Origin of the sequence: Prauserella marina (assembly GCF_002240355.1) — a bacterium.
In the GTDB taxonomy this organism is placed as follows: domain Bacteria; phylum Actinomycetota; class Actinomycetes; order Mycobacteriales; family Pseudonocardiaceae; genus Prauserella_A; species Prauserella_A marina.
Genome location: NZ_CP016353.1, coordinates 17,076 through 33,968, shown reverse-complemented (window position 1 = coordinate 33,968; position 16,893 = coordinate 17,076). Strand labels below are relative to the sequence as shown.

Below are 16,893 nucleotides of genomic sequence, written 5' to 3'. Positions count from 1 at the left end.
GTCGCCGATCAGGCGGTGTGCTTGTTGATCAGCGCACCGAGGCGGGGCAGCGCCTCCTCGACGTTCTCCTTGCCCTTGGGGCGAAGCTTGCCGTAGACCTTCTTGATGCTGTCGCGGCTGCTGCTTTCCGCACGGGTGTCGGTGACCGAGAGCAGCGCGTTCGAAGCCTCGTCGGCGCGGGTCGGCAGGTAAGCCGAGAAGTCGCCGCCACCGCTCGCCTTGAAGTCGGCGTAGATCGGCTCAAGCGCGACGACGAAGTCGTCGAGCAGGCTGTCGACGGCGGAGCCGATGATGCCCGGCTTGATCTTCTTGACGGCCGCGTAGCCGGTCTTGATGACGGTCCCCGAAACGCCGCCCTTACCCGAGACCTCTTCGTCGATCAGGGTCTGGAGGTCGGTCACGACGGTCGGGCGCCGGGTGGAGTCGAGCAGCGATTCCTTCAGGGTGTCAGCCACGGGTTTCTATCCTTCGTTACTTCGAGATCAACGATTCTGGGGGCTCGCAGGGGGTCGTTCGCAGCTCCGGCATACCCATCAGTGGGACCCCGGTAGTGGCGTCGGTTCCTCGATGCCTGCGGTTCCGGCCAGAGTAGTACAAGATCAACTTGCCCTGCACGCAGTGGTGTCTGGTCGTCACACTCAGATGCCAAGTCCGGTGATCGCTTCGAGTGCGACCTTCCTGGCCTTCACGCTCTGTCCCTGGTTCGTGGTGACGATGACGGCATCCCCTTCTTTCACGACCGCGTACACGGCGCCGTCGTCGGTCGCCTCGTAACCCCCTGACCAGCCAGCGGGCTGCTCGGTCGGGTTCGAGGTGTCCACCGGCGCCGCTTGGTCGACCAGGCCGGTCGCCACGGCCGGGTCACCGGAATAGACACGGACAGTGAGTTGCAGCCCGCCGTCCGGCCGATAGAAGAAGCACGTCGGGTGCGGCGTATCGGCCGAGGTGCTGACCTTGTCGACCATCTGCCCGTTGGCCCGCGAGACGAAATCGGTATCGAGGTAGGGACACGGCTGGTCCGCCGAGGGCTCCGGTTCCGGCGGTAGCGCCGGCGTGGTCGCGGCCGTCGAGGCGGACGGGGGTGGTTCCTGCGACTCGGTCGCACTCGAACAGCCGGCGAGCAGAGCGGCGGACACCACGCCGAGAACTAGCAGTCGTCCCATAGGTTGCACAGTGAACCAGAAGCCCGTTCCGGCAGTAGCGTCGCCAGGTATGAGCACACTCCGCGGCTGGCCTTCATTCCCACCCGACCTTCCTGGTTTCGACGTGGACTCGGCTCCCGAACAGCCCGTCGATCTGTTCCTCGTCTGGCTGTCCGACGCGGGCGAGACCGGTCTCGCACCGCACGCGATGACGTTGTCCACTGTGGATGAAGATGGCCTTCCCGACGCGAGAGTCGTCATCCTCAAGGACGTCGACGAAATGGGCTGGTACTTCGCGACGAGCGCGGAAAGCCCCAAGGGCAAGCAACTCGCCCACAACGCGCACGCCGCGCTGACCTTTTTCTGGCCGCACAGGGGAAGACAGGTCCGGATCCGAGGAACAGCACGCCCACTCGGCGAGGACGCCGGTGCCGCGGACTTCCTGGCAAGACCCGACGCCTCCAAAGTGGAGACCGCCGTTGGTCATCAATCCGAGGTACTGGCTGACGCCTCCGACCTGAGGACAGCCGTCGAAGCCGCGGAGCGGTTGATCGCCGAGAAACCCGGCTTCGTTCCGCCGTCGTGGATGCGATACCTGCTCGCCGCCGACCTCGTCGAGTTCTGGCAGGCACGACACGACCGCGAGCACGTCCGGTTGCGCTTCACCAGGGAGGGCCTGCGCTGGCGCCGCGACCAGCTTTGGCCCTGAGATAGACACACTCCTACTCTCGTATGTAGCATCTCTGCTATCAGTTGATGGATATATCGGACCTCAGGAGATGTCGCATGTCCGTGAGCGAGCTGGGTTCTCCCAAGCCGCGGACCGAAAAGGGCCCCGACGCGACCGACACAGCCGCGATAGACGTCCATGACCTCCGCATGCGCTACGGCACCACGGACGTCCTCACCGGCGTGACGTTTCAGGCGAGACCCGGCGAAGTCGTCGCGCTGCTCGGCCCCAACGGTGCGGGAAAAACAACGACCATCGAGATACTCGAAGGTTTCCGGATGCGTTCGGGGGGCAAGGTCAGCGTTCTCGGCACTGACCCGGCCAAGGGCACCGAGGCGTGGCGCTCCCGGCTCGGCGTCGTACTGCAATCCTGGCGTGACCATGCGAAATGGCGCGTCCAGGAACTGCTCGAACACCTCGGAACGTATTACGCGCCCTACTCGACCGACCGGATCAGCCGCCCGAGGGACGCCGCCGAACTCGTCGACGTCGTCGGTCTCGGCGAACACGCGGGCAAGAAGGTCGGCCAGCTGTCCGGCGGCCAGCGCAGAAGGCTCGACGTCGCGATCGGCATCGTCGGCAGGCCGGAGGTGCTGTTCCTCGACGAGCCGACGGCAGGCTTCGACCCGCATGCCCGCAGGGAATTCCACGATCTCGTGCACAGGCTCGCCGACTTCGACGACACCACGATCCTGCTGACGACACACGACCTCGACGAGGCCGAGAAACTGGCCGACCGGATTCTCATACTGGCAGGCGGTGCGATCATCGCCGACGGCACGGCGGATGAGCTCGCCAGAACCACCGCGGCCGAAGCGGAGGTTCGCTGGTCGAACAACGGCGAGCGGTTCGTGCACTCGACCGAGGACGCGACCGCCTACGTCCGCGGCCTTTTCGCCCAGTACGGCGACTCGATCGCCGATCTCGAAGTGCGCAGGGCCTCCCTTGAGGACACCTACATGGCGATGGTGCGCACGTTCGAGGCCGGACGTCACGACGACGCCGTCCGCTCTTTCGAGGAGAAGAACCGATGAACCCCACCACGACTGCCATCCGGTCGGGGCTGGCCAGAGGCCGCATCGAACTACGGCAGACCTTCACGACACCGCAGGACCTGTGGGGCTACCTTTTTCCCACCGTAGTGCTGCTCGTCGTCATGCTTGTCATGCGTGGCTCGACCATTCCCGGCACGGACTTCTCAAGGGGGACGATGACACTGCCGAGTGTGCTCGGCGTTTCCGTTGCCTTCGGCGGTCTGGTCAACCTTATGCAGTACCTCACCGTGGAGCGGGAGGACGGCACACTGCTGCGCGCCAAGGCAACACCGGGCGGCATGCTCGGTTACCTCGTCGGCAAGGTCGTGACAGTGTCCGGGATGGTGCTGGTCAGCGTCGCGATCACGCTCATTCCCGGCATGTTCCTTTTCGAAGGACTCGCGCTGAACACCGCGGGTGCCTGGCTCACGCTGGCCTGGGTTCTCGCGATCGGGCTCGTCGCCACCATGCCGATCGGCGCCGTTTTCGGTTCGTTGTTCTCGAACCCCCGCAACATGGGCATCGTCATGTTGCCGGTCATGGGTCTCGTCGCCGCTTCGGGAATCTTCTACCCCATCACCGGTCTTCCCGAATGGCTCCAGTTCATCGTGCAGATCTTCCCCATCTACTGGCTCGGTCTCGGGATGCGATCCGCGCTGCTGCCGGACGACATGGCCCTCGTCGAAATCGGCGAGTCGTGGCGGCACCTCGAAACGGTGGGCGTGCTGAGCCTGTGGGCGATTCTCGGCCTGATCATCGCGCCGATAGTCTTGCGGAGGATGGCACGAAGGGAATCCGGCTCCAGCGTGGCCGAACGCAGGGAAAAGGCGATGCAGAGGATCGCGTGATGAGCGAGACGATCTACAACCGCATTGCCGTGCTCAGGGCCGAAAGAGGAGTCAGCAGGCGGCAACTCGCCGAGGCGCTTGGCGTGCATTACCAGACCGTCGGCTATCTCGAACGGGGCGAATACAGCCCGAGCCTCTATCTCGCGCTGCGCATGGCGGAGTATTTCGAGGTATCGATAGAGGTGTTGTTCTCGATCCACCCGTTTCCGAGGATCGGTGCCGAGCAATCAGCCTGACGCGGTGGCCTTGGCCTTACGAAGCTGGAGACTGAACCAGATCTCGCCGAGGCCCCGCATCAGCAACGCGATGCCGAGCAGGATCGCGAGCGTCAGGATGGTCACCCCTGGCCAGACGAGCGCGATCGTGCCCGCGATGACGGTCAGGATGCCGAGAGTGAGCCACAATCCCCACATCGGCAGTCCCCTGCGCCAGGTCAGCGAAGCCGCGATCTGGAGGATGCCTCCGACGACGAAGCCGATTCCGATCAGAACGGCGAGCGCGAGCAACGTGATTCCCGGCCAGGTCAACGCGATGATCCCGACAACGATCCACACGGCACCGAGTACGTAGAACGGCCACCGGGTCGTGTGCCGGTCGGCCATGATGATCTCGTCGACGCCTTCGATGATGAGTCCGATGGAAACGAAAAGGGCGAGCACTCCGACAGCGGTTGTCAGGCTCAGCAGCAGGATGATGCCGAGACCAGCGGTGAAAACGCCGAGCAGGGTGATGAGCCACCAGCGTTTGGCGACCCTGCGCACCTCGTCGGCCAGTTCTCCGCCGAACGTCATTCCAAATGCCCGGTACGGCTCCGTCGTCGTCATGAAGCACCTCCTGCTCAGGCGAAGACAGAAAAACGTTAGGCGTCCTCCGTGAGGCTCGCCAACGGGTTCACCCGGCGGAGTTATTCAGAGTTATTCAACGAGGCCGGCTCGTCCGAACCGGACGCACGAGCCAGCCGTCTTCCCCGCAGCACCTCGTGCGCCTCCCGCAACGTATCGAGCAGGTCGCCGGTGAGCCCGAGTTGTTGTTTCGCGAGCAACGCATCGGTTTCCCTGACGATGGTTTCCGTCGCGACCGCCGGATCGCCCGTCGCGGCACATTCCCTGCACAGCTCGTCGAGCCGAGGAAGGTCGCGAGCCATGCCAGGCGCGCTGACGACCGCGAGCCTCCCCACTTCGCTGGGTACGAGTTCCAGGACCCCGCCACCGAAGTTCCTGCCCTCCAATTCGGCGGAAAGCAGCGTCAGGGAGTTGTGGAAAGCGGCGGCGAAATCAGCGTCACCGGTGACTCCGTCGGTGATTCGGCCCCGGTAAATCGTGTCCGTGGTGACACAGCCGATGTCGTTGACGATCACTCTCGGATGGTGGTGCGAACGCTTGCTGAGCATCAGTTGGCCGTGCCTGATGTTGGGGATGCGGTACCACGGTTGCCTGATCCGGCATTTGAACCTCGTCGGGATCAGATCGTCCTCACCTCGGCGGAGATAGCGGTCCAGTCCGGAACCTGGTTTCCTTTCCAGTGGGCTCGATGTCGCGTCGAAAAGGTGCACCTTGAGGCCGGACGCCGCGTTGTTCCGGTAGTCCCGCGCAGTGAATCGCAGGCCAGGCGCGTGTTTCGCGCGGGCGAGCAGGGGGCGGGACCACGGTCGCAGACCGAACTCGCTCACCTCGGACTCGTTCAGCGAAAAGTACGCGTTGGCTCCGGTCACGGTCGCGACCTCGAACTTGGCGATTTCGTCGAGTCTGCGCACCGCGGGTATGGCTCGTGCCTCGGCCACCGCTTCGCGATGTTCGGGACGAAGCAACAGGGATGTCCACGGCGCGTCGTTCACCGCGACGGCGTGCCGGGTGACCAGGCCACGATCTTGCGCGAACAAGGCTGTCGAGTGTTGCGCACTGTGCAGTGAGACGACGAGCGGCCGCAGTTCGGAGGAACTCGGCCTGGCTCGCCTTCCCGACAGCAGAACGACTTCTTGCAGCGCACCGGGAAACGAGCGCGGCGGGTAGAGATCGAATCGCAGTTCGTCCACCGTCCGGAGCAACCACTGCCGCGCTTTGCCCGCGCTCACGCCGGTGAAACATTCCGCGGGGAGGACGAGAGCGAACGCTCCCCCGACCCTGAGTCTTCTCAGCGAGGCCAACAACATCGGCAGCCACAGATTCGCCACGCCCGCGACGGGAACCCCGAGTTCGGAACCGTGCCGCATGGCATGCTCGCGTTCTGGTACCGACACGAACTGAAATCGCACGAACGGAAGGTTCCCGACGACGGCGTCGAATTCCCTTGTGGTGTCGAGACTCCACGCCAAGGTGCTCGACCGCAGGATCTCGCCGGGAATCCCGGACCTTTCAAGCCGTTGTCTCGCAACGGCGACCGCTCCACCGTCCACATCGAGCCCGGTGAAATTCCCTACGGGAAGGGAACTTTCGGCAAGTCCGTCCACGAACGCTCCGTCACCGACCGACGGTTCGAGTACCGAGACGTCGTCCCAGGTGCCCAACAACTCGCCCAATCGATGCAATGCGTGCCGCACTAGGCCCGCCGGTGTGTAGAAACCGCCGCGAAGCTTTTCCGCACTGACCTCAGAGCGCAGCTTCACGTCGGCTCCCGTTCATCGACTGTCGTCACCGGCCGTGACGACAGTACAAGCGGCGGCCCGGTTTCGGCCGTGCCGCGACACCGTGTCGGCCGCTCGACTGCCTAGCGGTGCTAGATTTCGGCTCATGGCCATTCGGGAACGCCGCGAACGCGAACGCGCGCGGCGTCACAAGCTCATCATCGACACCGCGAGAGAACTCGCGGAGCGGGAAGGCTGGGACGCCGTGACGACCCGGCGGCTCGCTGAGAGCGTCGAGTACAGCCAGCCCGTGCTCTACAGCCACTTCGCGGGCAAGGACGCGATCGTGCGGGCAGTGGCCATTCAGGGTTTCGGTGAACTCGCCAAGGCATTGCACGCCGCGAGGTCCGCACAGGACGACCCGACCGAGGCACTGCGAGCGGCATCCATGGCCTACCTCGACTTCGCCGAGAAAAGACCCGCGCTCTACGACGCGATGTTCCTCCAGCAACTGGACATCCCGTTCGGCACAAGCGAAACGCCGCAAGAACTGCGGGCCGGCTTCGACGAGCTGCTGGCAGCACTGGAACCCGTCGCTGGCGATCGCGATCTCGACACCCTCGCCGAGGTCTTCTGGAGCGCCATCCACGGATTCGCCACGCTCATGCTGGGGGCACGACTGCGTCCCGACCTCCGCGAAGCACGCATGAACCTGCTACTGGACGTGTTCATCGCGAACTGATCAGCCTTCGCGCACCTGGGACTCGTCGGAACGAGCAAGCAAAGCGGCCTGAGTACGCGTGGACACACCGAGCTTTTGCAGGATGCGCGAGACGTGTGTCTTCGCGGTCGCCGGTGAGATCGTGAGTTCTCTCGCGATCTGCTTGTTCGTCTGTCCCTCGCCGAGGAGCCGCCAGATCTCCCGCTCGCGGCTGGTCAGCTCGGGCGAAGGCGGCGACACCGCGCGCGGGCGAGCCACCGAGGTCTCGGGGACCCGGCCGGTCACGTGTTTGATCACGTGCCGGGTGACCGACGGTGTGAGATAGGCGTGCCCCGCGGCGACGGCGCGGACCGCGTCGATCATCTGGCCCGGTTCCGCGGTTTTGGCGAGAAAACCGGAGGCCCCCGCTTCGAGCGTGGCCGTGATGTTGTCCTCGATCTCGAATGCGGTCAGGATCAGGACTCGCGTTCGGGTCCGCTCGACGATCTCGCGGCACACGGCGATACCGTCCCGGTCGGGCAATTGAAGGTCGAGCATGATGATGTCAGGGGCGAGCTGTTCGACCGCGCCGATCGCTTCCCGCGCGGTCGCGGCTTCGCCGACGACCTCGATGTGCGGATCGGCGGCGAGGATTGCTTTGACACCCGCTCGCACCGAGGAGTGATCGTCGACGACAAGAACTCTAGGCATGACTCACTTCCTGCTTGACCGACAACGGGAGGCAGGCCCGCAAAGTCCACGATTCAGCTGACCGGTCGACCTGAAGATCGCCACCACACAGGCGAACCCGTTCCGCAAGACCAAGCAGTCCATAACCGGAACCGGGAGTCGTCACAGAACTCGGTGCCTCACAACGGTTCGTCGCCGCGATCTCCAGTTCGTCGTCCCCACGAGTGATCACAATGGTCACCTCACCACCCGGAGCGTGTTTGGCGGCGTTCACGAGCGCCTCGCGGACGACATTGCATGCCGCGATTCCACCAGGGTGGTCGAGATCGACCGAACGGGGGTCGTCACCGACCATGGTGACCGAGGTACCCGATGCTCTCGCCTGTTCGATCAGGTCGGTGACGGACGACCAGTCGCAGGGCACCGCGATCGGACCGGATTCCTCGGTGCGCAGCACCTCGATGAGCGTGCGCATGTCCGCCATCGCGTCCAAGCTCAAGGTCCGGACCCGCTCCATCCGCGACCGGAGTTCAGCGGCATCCAGCGGCTGTGGTGCTGCCGTCGCGGCCGCCGACTGCATCGCGATCGCTGACAAATGCCCTGAAATGGCATCGTGCATTTCGCGGCTGATCTGGAGCCGCTCCGCGGTGACCACCGCACGCTGTTTCGCCTCGGCGGCCTCGGCGAGCAGAACGGCGCGTTCACGTTCGTGGTCGGCCTCGTTCATCGGAATGCGCACACTCACGCCCCACCACAGCGTCACACCCACGGCGAGAAGCAAGATCGTCATCTGCACCAGCGGTGCGGCCAGCACGGGCGTCAACAGCAGCCCGACGACAGCCAGCGAAAGACACCCCGCCGCGAGCGCGGGCAGCAACCGCCAAGTCTGGGGCGTCGACCGGCTGATCACGAGACAATAGAGGGCATCGCAGGCGAGCAGCACCACCCCGAACGAGGTCGTGCCCGTGACGGCCGCCTCGGTCACCAGAGTCACCACGCTGATGACGACGACCGCACCGGGGAGTGAGCGACGGAAGACGTGGGCGATGCCGAGCACGACGGCCGCGACGATGCTCCCGATCAGCACCAGCGACGACGACGCTGGGCGCCACTCGATGCCGACGGCGGGCACGAACACGAACGCCACCGCGACCAGCACGTATCCCGCGCTGACCCACATGTCGCGCGTGGCAGGTCGCGACAGTCCGTCCACCTCGTTCACCGCCCCTCCTCACCTGGCTCGATGGCCGTTCCTTCAATTCCACCCGGCGGCATTGCCCTCGGCAACCCCCGAGGGGCGTAGCCCGAAGGGTTTACGTACGGGGAGCGGAGTCAGGGCATCTGGCCGATGAAAAGCGACTGTCGATCTTGCGAACGTGGAGTCATGGACTCAGGGACCTGGATCGTCGGCGCCATCCTCGCGACCGAAATCGCGTTCTGGGTGCTGCTGCTGCTCGGATTGTGCGCGCGTTATCTGCTGAAGCTGCGCAGGGTCAGCACCTTCCTGCTCGTCAGCGTGCCGGTTGTCGACCTCGTTCTCATCCTCCTGGTGGCGTTCGACCTTTCCAGAGGAGCGACCCCGACGACCGTTCACGGACTCGCCGCCGTGTATCTCGGCTTCAGTGTCGGCTTCGGCCACTACGTCATCACGCGAGCCGACGCCTGGTTCGCCCACCGCTTCGCCGGCGCACCCCGTCCCGTCCGACCACCTCGAACCGGTCCGGCGAAGGTCCGCCACGAATGGCGAAGCTGGTTCCGCGTCGTCGTCGCCTGCGCGATCGCCGTGCCCGCGATGCTGTTGATGAAACTGATCTCGGGATGGGACGTGCCCGGTTCGCTCGACGAGCTGTGGGAGGACGAGCTGTGGTCATGGGCCGCGCGGCTGATCCTCATCAACATCGCCTGGCTCCTCACGGGTCCCGTGTATGCGACCTTCTTCAAAGCCACCAAAGAGGACGCCGCCGCCATGAGCAGGAGGGTCCGATGAACCTCGCCGAGAACACCGTCGGCATCGGCCCATGGTCCTTCTCCGTCGGTCCGTTCGCCATCGTCATCCTCGCCGCGATCATCGGCGTGGTGCTCTATTACAGCCGGAAGGACGACTGAGAACCCCCAGGGAGGCAGGCTCACCGCCGAGGGATCCGGCCCAGGCCGACGAATATCTACGGTCAGGGTGTCACCGATTCACCGGCCGAGAGGATGCCCATCATCTGCTGATGTGATTCAGAAGCGCCTGGACATCACTTGGCTCCAGGCCGCTCGCAACCGCAGGCTCCTCCTCAAGATCCGACAGTTGCTGAACGGATGGGTCGTCGAGGATCTTTCCCATGAACTCAAGCTTCTTCGCCAAACGCAACTCGACGACCTCGTCGATCGTGTCGCGAGCAGCAAGAACGGTCACACGCGTCTCGACATCCGCAGCGAGACCGAGGCGGTGAATTCGGTCGAGACTCTGCAGGAATCGGCCCGCCACAAAATCGCGGTCCACATAGACAGCGTCGTGGCACACCTGGTGAAGGCTGATACCTTCGCCAAGGGTTGCCGGGTTCGACACGAGCACCAGGCAATCGGGATCGTCCTGGAACCGGCGCAGTTCGTCGGCACGATCGATCGTCCCGCCGTGGATAATGGCTGGTTGGTAACCCGCCAGGAGCTTATGCAGAGTCGTTAGGCTACGCACGAACGTTGTCCACACCAGCGTTTTCCTGCCACGCGCGGCGTTTTTAGCAACGATCGCGGCCGCTTCCTGGTACTTCGGGGACAGCTCGTAGTCGGGCAACCGCTTCAGCAACGTGTACAGAGAGTCACCTCTAGGAATGTCTGCCGGGGGCAGCCGGTATTCGAGCGGCTCGTATTTGGTGTCGCCGTCCAGCAACAGCGCGGGGCTGGTTGCCGCCATCAGCAACCGTAGCGCGGTCCTGCCCAATGCTGCGAGATCGTCGCGTCCTGAGGCCCCTGCCTCCTTCCCTACCAAGGAATCGTAGATCTGCCCATGCAACGCAGGCATATCAACCAGGCGCACCTTCGTATCCATCGGTGGAAGGCCGAGTTCGAGCTTCGTGGTGCGCGCAAACAGTGGCCGGAGAACAGTGCTGGCATGCACAAGGTCACCGCCCGCAACTGCCGAGGAAACCGTTCGGTGGCCGTAACCCGGCCACGAGAAGCCCATAAGGCTTTCGAGGTCTTTCGCTCCGTTCGGAGCAGGGGTACCAGTGAGGATCAGTCGTCTGCGGGCCAGTGGTGCCAGCGCCATACACGCAGAGCCATACGCGCCACGGGTTCCCAGCTTCATCCGGTGTGCCTCGTCGAGAATCATCATCGATGGTGCGTCCTTCAGCCAGGCCGCTAGTGCGCTAGCGGACCTGCTGAGGCGTTCGTAGTTGATGATCAACACCTCGGTCGCCGAGTCGATAGAGCGTTCGAAGACCTGTGTCCGAAGCGGCCTGCGAAAGCACTCCACGCTCTCGAACTGCCACGACTCGTACGCCGACTTGGGACACACCACGAGCACGCGCTGAACCGCACCCCGCGCCCGCTGAGCTGCGAACACCGCCAAAGCAACACGGGTCTTGCCTGCCCCAGGCACGCTGAAGTTCGCGCCGTGCCTCAATGAGAGCAACTGGGCAATGTCCCTGCGCTGGAACTCTCGAAGATCGCCGACCCAGTCGTTGCCAAGCAGCGAAGGAACGTCATCGGCATCAATGCTCCCACCGGCACCCGGATTGTCTAACTGCGTCCGCACCGCCGTGGAGTCGTCCACGTTGCTGCGGACGAGTTCGGCGAGCGCATCCGCCCATTGCACGCTGTCAGGACTGGGCCAGGCCGAAAGCAGGTTCAGCTCAGAGAGGAGGTCATCGAGGTCAACAGCAATCACCAGCGGACCGAGCTGCGCCCCCGTGCGGAAACGCGTGCCCAGCCGCACAAGGTCATCACGGTGCGACTGCACTGTCTTCATCATGACCTTGGTTCGCGTCTCATCGAAGTCGAGGCGCAGCGACGGCTCCGGCCGGCCGTTGGTCACCGAATTCCCCCCGGTGCGGTCGCATCGAGCAGCCACGTTACGCCGTCGCCGGGATCCTGGAGGCCCCGGCCGGCCTGCTTGGCAAGCTTGCGGAGGCTATCCCTCAGCTTGAGCACGGCATCGTCAAAGGCTTCTTCGTCTAGCGAGCGTGAGCTGCGCGCCTGCGCGAGGTCGGCAACGCACTGATCAATGTTCGTACTCGCCTCCGCCAAACGGGCAGGCGCCATCTGCTTGCGCTTCTTGAGTTTGGCCCGACGCTCGGCCGTATCCAGTGCCAAGTCGAACGCACCCCTTATCTGGTCATAGACTTCGCTGGCGGCGCGGCTCTGCTCATCGGACAGCAGATCTGTAGCTCCCCGAGCCGCCTTCGCCTTCAGGATCTGATCGGTTAGGTCCCGCGCCGCCGCGACCGTGCTGGATGTACCGGAAACGCTGATGTCCAGTCCTGGGATGCTGACCGCTGTGGCAGCGGAGTTCGCCTTTGCGAACTCCATCGGCAGCCGCTCGTCCAGGTACTTCTCCCTGAACTCCAAGCCGTCCTCGATGTTGCGGACAGCGGTCTTCGCGAAGTCGAGGCTGATCGCGGCGAGCCGTAGCTCCCTGAGGACATCGGCGCGGTCAGGATCAATCGCCTTCATTTTTTTCCACGCCCTGTACAGTTCCTTGAATTTTTCCTGGTGCTGCTCGAAGTCGATCAATCTCAGAGCGGTCCCGTGCTCCTGATCCTTGCTTCGGTCAAGCAAGTCGTAGATCACACCGAGGATCCATCGCTCCTGCTCGTAGGTCTCGGTCCGGACGCGGAATTCCTTGGCGATCCTCTCCGGTGTCCGTCCCAGCGACGCTTGCTCCTCCATCGCAAGCAACCTGTTGATGTACGAGTACTCGCGTCGGTGGTCCTTACGCAGTTGCAGTGAAAGCTCGATCGCGTTGACATCGTCCCAGGTGAACGACTCCGGCAGCACACCTACACGCATCGACTGAACCCCGAGCTCACGCAGCGCGGCAGCGCGTGTGTTTCCGTTGACCAGCACACCCTGGTGAGTAATAAGCCCTGGGTCGTTCTGTTTAAAGTCCCTGAGACTCACAAGCAGCTCGTCGAACTCCGGGTCCCTGCGGTTTGGGTCCGCCGGCGATGCCTGCAGCAAATACTTCAAGTACTCCTGGCTCGCCGTGCTGTACGGGTCCGCTTTCAGCTCCGCGTCGCGTTTCGGGTCGTGCGTGCGCTGCGCACGGATACGGTGCGTCGCTGGGTTGAAGTACAGACCGCTGAGTGGTGACTCGATCACGTCGACGTGCAGCGGCTGCCCGTTCCAGTCAACCGTCACGGTCTCCCTTGTGGCTCCAGCCTCTTTCACCTCCGCAAGCCGCTTCTTCACCAGCTCACTGAATTCCGCGGCTCGTGGTGGCGCGGGAAATTCCTGATGCATCAAACCCTCACTCCCAGTTCATCATCCCCGAGCACGGCGCGCCGCACGGCCGCACGCGAATCAGCCGGCATTGCCCGGTAGAGCCCCCACAACCTCTCCATACCGCTGAGCCGACGTTCGTCGGCGCTCAGCCAACCGCCAAAGATCGTCTTCTCAAGCGGGCCGAGCAACTCCACGAGTCGCAGGATCTCGCCGAGATCCACGACGCTGCCTCTACCGCCCACCCGGCACTTTTTGCACTCGGTGCTGAGCTGGACCTCTTCAGTGCCATCCGGGAGCAGCACGTTACGGCGAGCGATGTCGAGCTGCGCGGTAGCCCCGTCGTCGTAGATGTCACCTCCCGCGAGACCACATGATCGGCAGAGCCATCCGTCGGCCTCCATGACCTTCTTGCGCTGTGCGGCGGTAACGCTGGTCTTCGGCTTCGCCTTGGCCTGACCAGGAACCCATACCTCAGCGCCCACCTGGACAAGGCGCTGTTCATCCTGCTTCAGCTCGGGGTCCTCACGATGCGTGTCGATCTGCCAGCCGTAATCCCTCAAGTCCCGCAATCGGCGATCAATCTGGGAGACTTCGGGAAATGCTTCGCGCACGTCGCTCTTGGTGAAGATGCCATTGATGCCTATCTCCTGTACTAGCCAAAGCGCCCCCCTTGCCATGCTGCCGCGCTTTGTGTCCGTGTCCCTCCACGAGGGCATCTCCATCCGTTCCTCCTAAGGCCGAATCGCATAGCAGCCTATGGCCGCCCAAGCGTCATACATACTCGACGGTTCTTAAGACCAGAAGAGCACACCGCAGGAGCAACTAGCCAGCATTTCTTGTTGCAAGATGTTCTTGCAGGTATTGCGCAACAAGAAATAGAAATTTGTGTTGCGCAATGTACTGCGCAACACTCAGAGGCGCCATCAAGGCGTAGAATTCGGCGGAATTGCACACAAGCGGTAAGGGGCTGGGATGCGGCCTGGGGAGCTCCGGTCAACGATCAGCAAGGACCTGCCCGAGGAACGGCAGCGCTTCGCCAACGCACTGCGGGACATGTACGACAGCATTCCCGCTGTCGATGGCAGGCGGACGTCTCAGTCCAAGCTGCTCAAAGCCATGGAGGCCAGCTACGCAAGCAGGTCAAGTCTTTGCAGATATCTCCAGGGCAAAAATCTCCCAACCGAAGACTTCGTCCAAAAGTTCCACAAGGCGATCAGTGAGCTGACCACTGGCATCCTCCCATTGACCTGCGAGGAACTGCTGAGTATGCGCCAGCACGCAGAAGGCGTGGACGGTCGCAGGCGCACAGCTCGTCAGGCGTCTGCGGTACACAAGCTTGATGAGGCGGAGCGCCGTATCGACGAACTGGGGGTCGGCAATGCCACGCCTATTGCCCTGCCGGTCCCCCGCGAAACCGGGGACCGGCAGGGCAACAAGTTTGCGGGGCGACCGGCGCCGCAGGCGGCGACCGAAGTGATCCAATTGGCCAAGCTGGGCCAGTACGAACAAACCGTGACGTTGCTGTCGCGACTGTCTGAGCACCTCGACACTGACGAGCTCGCCCTATCCGTCGCACACTTGCGTGCCGAGCAGTACGACGACCTGGCCGACACTCTGGTTCAGATCTGCGGGCGCGAGGATCAGCGACAGGTTATCCGGTTGTCGATTACGCTGCGTGAACACCAGCTGCCAGGAGATGCCGACGCCCTGCTGAGGATGATCATCTGACTGCAGAGGTCAAGATAACCTTGCCGGCGGCAGCACTCCGCTCAGCTGATCTTTGACTTGTTCTTATTGAACAGATCGTGCCGAAGGTGGTTGGCCTGGCCGACAAACGCCCGGAATTCGCCCAGTTTGAACGCGGCGACATTGTTCTTGTTCACCTGGATCTCGACCTCGAAGTCTTTGCTCAGCAAAGAGATCCGATGCTCCAGCTCGTGCGCCTCAAGCTCCTTGCCAACTGCCCTGGAGATCTGCGCCGCGGTCATGAAACCGCCACTGTTACGCAGCGCACGGTAGATCGGATCGTGCGTCGTATCAATGTCGCGATCGACCGCGTCCCCATGCTTGAGCAGCGCCGACTTAATCGCTAGGCCCACTGCCTTGGCAACTGGTGGGGGAAACGCGTTCCCGACCTGCCGATACTTCGAGGTCTTCAGTCCCGCGAACCGACATTCAGACGGCGGCCATCCCTGGAGGAGCTGCACCATTTCAGTAGTAAGCTTAGGCCCAACCTCGAAGACGTCGTCCTCAGCCGGCGGGTGGTCAGCGATACCCCAGGCATCCACCCCCAGCTGCGCCCATGCCTTCTTGGCGCGAGTCGGGCCCAAATCGGCACCACCATGTTTCTTCGATCCGCCGACGACCGTGGGCGCGATGTTGTTCGCCTGCGCCACCCACTGATCCAGCCCTTTCCAGCCACGGGCACCCATCAAATCGCGCAGGGTTTCCCCCACCGTGAGCGGATCGCCTTGTGGCTCTGGCCAGTGGAAATAGGGCGCAAATTCCTCTTGAAGTGCTATCAGAACAAACCGCGGCCGGAGTTGCGGCACACCGAAGTCGGAGGCGTTAAGCAGCCGCCACTCGGCGACATACTTCATGTCGATCAGCCGGTCCAGGATCTCCTGCCGATACCCGGAAAACCTCGGCATGCTGAGACCACGGACGTTTTCGAGGAGCAGGGCGCGCGGCTTGAGTATCTGGCACTGATGCACCGCCCACGCGAATAGGTCACGCTCGTCCGTCGAACCTCGCTGCTGGCCAGCCAGGCTAAACGGAGGGCACGGCACTCCCCCTGCTAACAGATCGAACCCCTCCGGGAGGGCGACACCGGATTTGTGGGCTTTTTCCCAGACCTCTTCAGCGGCAACGTCGCCGGTGATCACACCATCGACGATCTCGACGGAGGTCCTAACGAGCGGTTTCTTAGCTTTGCTCTTCATTGCACGGGAAGACTCAGGCTCCGCCCTCTCCGGAAACCCGTGCCAAGCGCGCAGGTTCCTTCTAAGAGTGTCGGCCGCCGTGGGATCAAGTTCGATCGCAAGCTCGTGCTCGAAGCCAGCCTGCTTGAGCCCAAGAGCCTGACCGCCCGCGCCGGCGCATATCTCGACAACCTTCAACGGCTTCTCGGCTTCAGGGATTGCCACAGGCCCTACCCCTCAAATTTTGGATCTTCAGACATACGGCGAACCTGAGGTATCTTCCGGCACGACCGCGAACCACGTAAAGGCACCTGCCGCACAGGAGGATCGTGCCGGACGAAGACCACAGTGCCCGCCGCGCAGAAGCGCATGCCAAAGGCCTCTACCCTGCCCCGCTGAACGAGGGTCGATCGCGGAATATGCGAGCCAACCGCCGATCCGAAACCAAGCCTGAGATCGTGTTGCGGAGCGCCCTTCACCAGCACGGCCTGCGCTACCGGGAAAGATCATCTGCTCCGATTCGAAGACGGGGTCAAGGTCCGGCCGGACATCGTCTTCACTGCTCGTAAAATCGCCGTCTTCGTGGATGGCTGCTTCTGGCATGCGTGTCCCGAACACGGAAGGCAGCCGACGACCAACGACTGGTACTGGACACCGAAGCTTCGGCGCAACGTCGAACGCGATCGACGAGCTGACGAGGTGCTGGTCGCGGCGGGGTGGGTGGTGATCCGCATCTGGGAACACGAGCCCCTGGACACCGCCTTCAAACGAGTCACCACCGCCATCGAACATGGGTTCGAAGGTAGCTGATCTACCGTGAAAACACACTACAACGCGC

The 16,893-nt window shown here is 63.3% G+C and carries 20 protein-coding genes; 10 read left to right on the top strand and 10 right to left on the bottom strand.

Annotated features, from left to right (window positions below):
* Nucleotides 1–8: 8 nt before the first annotated feature.
* The gene (locus BAY61_RS00175) at nucleotides 9–455 is read right to left on the bottom strand and encodes a DUF6918 family protein (RefSeq protein WP_091806438.1); all 447 of its coding nucleotides are present in this window, start codon (nucleotides 453–455) and stop codon (nucleotides 9–11) included.
* Between the two features lie 183 nt (nucleotides 456–638).
* Nucleotides 639–1,163, bottom strand: a complete 525-nt coding sequence (locus BAY61_RS00170) for a DUF2020 domain-containing protein (protein WP_091806435.1) — start codon at nucleotides 1,161–1,163, stop codon at nucleotides 639–641.
* A gap of 49 nt (nucleotides 1,164–1,212) precedes the next feature.
* Between BAY61_RS00170 and BAY61_RS00165 the strand changes: the two genes are divergently transcribed.
* The 4 genes from BAY61_RS00165 (at nucleotide 1,213) to BAY61_RS00150 (ending at nucleotide 3,990) form a co-directional block, all read left to right on the top strand.
* Entirely contained in the window at nucleotides 1,213–1,851 is a 639-nt protein-coding gene (locus BAY61_RS00165) for a pyridoxine/pyridoxamine 5'-phosphate oxidase (protein ID WP_091806432.1), read from the top strand.
* 170 nt (nucleotides 1,852–2,021) lie between these two features.
* Nucleotides 2,022–2,906, top strand: coding sequence for an ABC transporter ATP-binding protein (locus BAY61_RS00160; protein ID WP_245866320.1), 885 nt, complete (start codon nucleotides 2,022–2,024; stop codon nucleotides 2,904–2,906).
* Nucleotides 2,903–3,754 carry an ABC transporter permease gene (locus BAY61_RS00155; RefSeq protein ID WP_091806426.1) on the top strand — a complete coding sequence of 284 codons (852 nt, stop codon included), beginning with the start codon at nucleotides 2,903–2,905 and terminating at the stop codon, nucleotides 3,752–3,754. The genes BAY61_RS00160 and BAY61_RS00155 overlap by 4 nt, the downstream gene beginning before the upstream one ends.
* Nucleotides 3,754–3,990 carry a helix-turn-helix transcriptional regulator gene (locus tag BAY61_RS00150; protein WP_091806423.1) on the top strand — a complete coding sequence of 79 codons (237 nt, stop codon included), beginning with the start codon at nucleotides 3,754–3,756 and terminating at the stop codon, nucleotides 3,988–3,990. Before BAY61_RS00155 ends, BAY61_RS00150 begins: the two co-directional genes overlap by 1 nt.
* On the opposite strand, the gene BAY61_RS00145 is transcribed toward BAY61_RS00150, so the two are convergent.
* Both BAY61_RS00145 and BAY61_RS00140 read right to left on the bottom strand, forming a co-directional pair.
* Nucleotides 3,982–4,578, bottom strand: a complete 597-nt coding sequence (locus tag BAY61_RS00145) for an HdeD family acid-resistance protein (RefSeq protein ID WP_091806420.1) — start codon at nucleotides 4,576–4,578, stop codon at nucleotides 3,982–3,984. The two genes, BAY61_RS00150 and BAY61_RS00145, sit on opposite strands and share 9 nt — an antisense overlap.
* A gap of 80 nt (nucleotides 4,579–4,658) precedes the next feature.
* On the bottom strand, nucleotides 4,659–6,356 hold the full coding sequence (locus BAY61_RS00140) for a DNA methyltransferase family protein (RefSeq protein ID WP_091806418.1): 1,698 nt from the start codon (nucleotides 6,354–6,356) through the stop codon (nucleotides 4,659–4,661).
* Nucleotides 6,357–6,480: 124 nt separating this feature from the next.
* On the opposite strand from BAY61_RS00140, the gene BAY61_RS00135 reads away from it, so the two are divergent.
* Nucleotides 6,481–7,056, top strand: coding sequence for a TetR/AcrR family transcriptional regulator (locus tag BAY61_RS00135; RefSeq protein ID WP_091806416.1), 576 nt, complete (start codon nucleotides 6,481–6,483; stop codon nucleotides 7,054–7,056).
* On the opposite strand, the gene BAY61_RS00130 is transcribed toward BAY61_RS00135, so the two are convergent.
* Together BAY61_RS00130 and BAY61_RS00125 are read right to left on the bottom strand one after the other, a co-directional pair.
* Nucleotides 7,057–7,725, bottom strand: a complete 669-nt coding sequence (locus BAY61_RS00130; protein ID WP_091806413.1) for a response regulator — start codon at nucleotides 7,723–7,725, stop codon at nucleotides 7,057–7,059.
* Nucleotides 7,718–8,926, bottom strand: coding sequence for a sensor histidine kinase (locus tag BAY61_RS00125; RefSeq protein ID WP_091806410.1), 1,209 nt, complete (start codon nucleotides 8,924–8,926; stop codon nucleotides 7,718–7,720). Before BAY61_RS00125 ends, BAY61_RS00130 begins: the two co-directional genes overlap by 8 nt.
* A gap of 162 nt (nucleotides 8,927–9,088) precedes the next feature.
* On the opposite strand from BAY61_RS00125, the gene BAY61_RS00120 reads away from it, so the two are divergent.
* Nucleotides 9,089–9,691 carry a hypothetical protein gene (locus tag BAY61_RS00120; protein WP_176879744.1) on the top strand — a complete coding sequence of 201 codons (603 nt, stop codon included), beginning with the start codon at nucleotides 9,089–9,091 and terminating at the stop codon, nucleotides 9,689–9,691.
* On the top strand, nucleotides 9,688–9,810 hold the full coding sequence (locus BAY61_RS33745; RefSeq protein WP_256328070.1) for a hypothetical protein: 123 nt from the start codon (nucleotides 9,688–9,690) through the stop codon (nucleotides 9,808–9,810). Before BAY61_RS00120 ends, BAY61_RS33745 begins: the two co-directional genes overlap by 4 nt.
* A 100-nt stretch (nucleotides 9,811–9,910) precedes the next feature.
* Here the strand turns inward: BAY61_RS33745 and BAY61_RS00115 are convergent, their stop codons facing one another.
* Genes BAY61_RS00115 through BAY61_RS00105 form a run of 3 tightly spaced genes read right to left on the bottom strand, consistent with a single transcriptional unit; the run spans nucleotide 9,911 to nucleotide 13,856 of the window.
* Nucleotides 9,911–11,725, bottom strand: a complete 1,815-nt coding sequence (locus tag BAY61_RS00115; RefSeq protein WP_245865616.1) for a DEAD/DEAH box helicase — start codon at nucleotides 11,723–11,725, stop codon at nucleotides 9,911–9,913.
* Nucleotides 11,722–13,152: a hypothetical protein gene (locus BAY61_RS00110; protein WP_091806407.1), complete on the bottom strand. Its 1,431-nt coding sequence runs from the start codon at nucleotides 13,150–13,152 to the stop codon at nucleotides 11,722–11,724. Before BAY61_RS00110 ends, BAY61_RS00115 begins: the two co-directional genes overlap by 4 nt.
* Nucleotides 13,152–13,856 carry a hypothetical protein gene (locus tag BAY61_RS00105; protein ID WP_091806404.1) on the bottom strand — a complete coding sequence of 235 codons (705 nt, stop codon included), beginning with the start codon at nucleotides 13,854–13,856 and terminating at the stop codon, nucleotides 13,152–13,154. Before BAY61_RS00105 ends, BAY61_RS00110 begins: the two co-directional genes overlap by 1 nt.
* A gap of 250 nt (nucleotides 13,857–14,106) precedes the next feature.
* On the opposite strand from BAY61_RS00105, the gene BAY61_RS00100 reads away from it, so the two are divergent.
* The gene (locus BAY61_RS00100) at nucleotides 14,107–14,862 is read left to right on the top strand and encodes a hypothetical protein (RefSeq protein WP_091806401.1); all 756 of its coding nucleotides are present in this window, start codon (nucleotides 14,107–14,109) and stop codon (nucleotides 14,860–14,862) included.
* A gap of 41 nt (nucleotides 14,863–14,903) precedes the next feature.
* Here the strand turns inward: BAY61_RS00100 and BAY61_RS00095 are convergent, their stop codons facing one another.
* Complete coding sequence (locus BAY61_RS00095) at nucleotides 14,904–16,280, bottom strand: DNA cytosine methyltransferase (protein ID WP_170140112.1); 1,377 nt, start codon at nucleotides 16,278–16,280, stop codon at nucleotides 14,904–14,906.
* Nucleotides 16,281–16,474: 194 nt separating this feature from the next.
* Between BAY61_RS00095 and BAY61_RS33410 the strand changes: the two genes are divergently transcribed.
* Together BAY61_RS33410 and vsr are read left to right on the top strand one after the other, a co-directional pair.
* On the top strand, nucleotides 16,475–16,624 hold the full coding sequence (locus tag BAY61_RS33410; RefSeq protein WP_256328075.1) for a very short patch repair endonuclease: 150 nt from the start codon (nucleotides 16,475–16,477) through the stop codon (nucleotides 16,622–16,624).
* Nucleotides 16,566–16,865 (top strand): DNA mismatch endonuclease Vsr, encoded by a 300-nt coding sequence (gene vsr / locus BAY61_RS00090; RefSeq protein ID WP_338061477.1) that lies wholly within the window; start codon nucleotides 16,566–16,568, stop codon nucleotides 16,863–16,865. The genes BAY61_RS33410 and vsr overlap by 59 nt, the downstream gene beginning before the upstream one ends.
* Nucleotides 16,866–16,893: the final 28 nt, after the last annotated feature.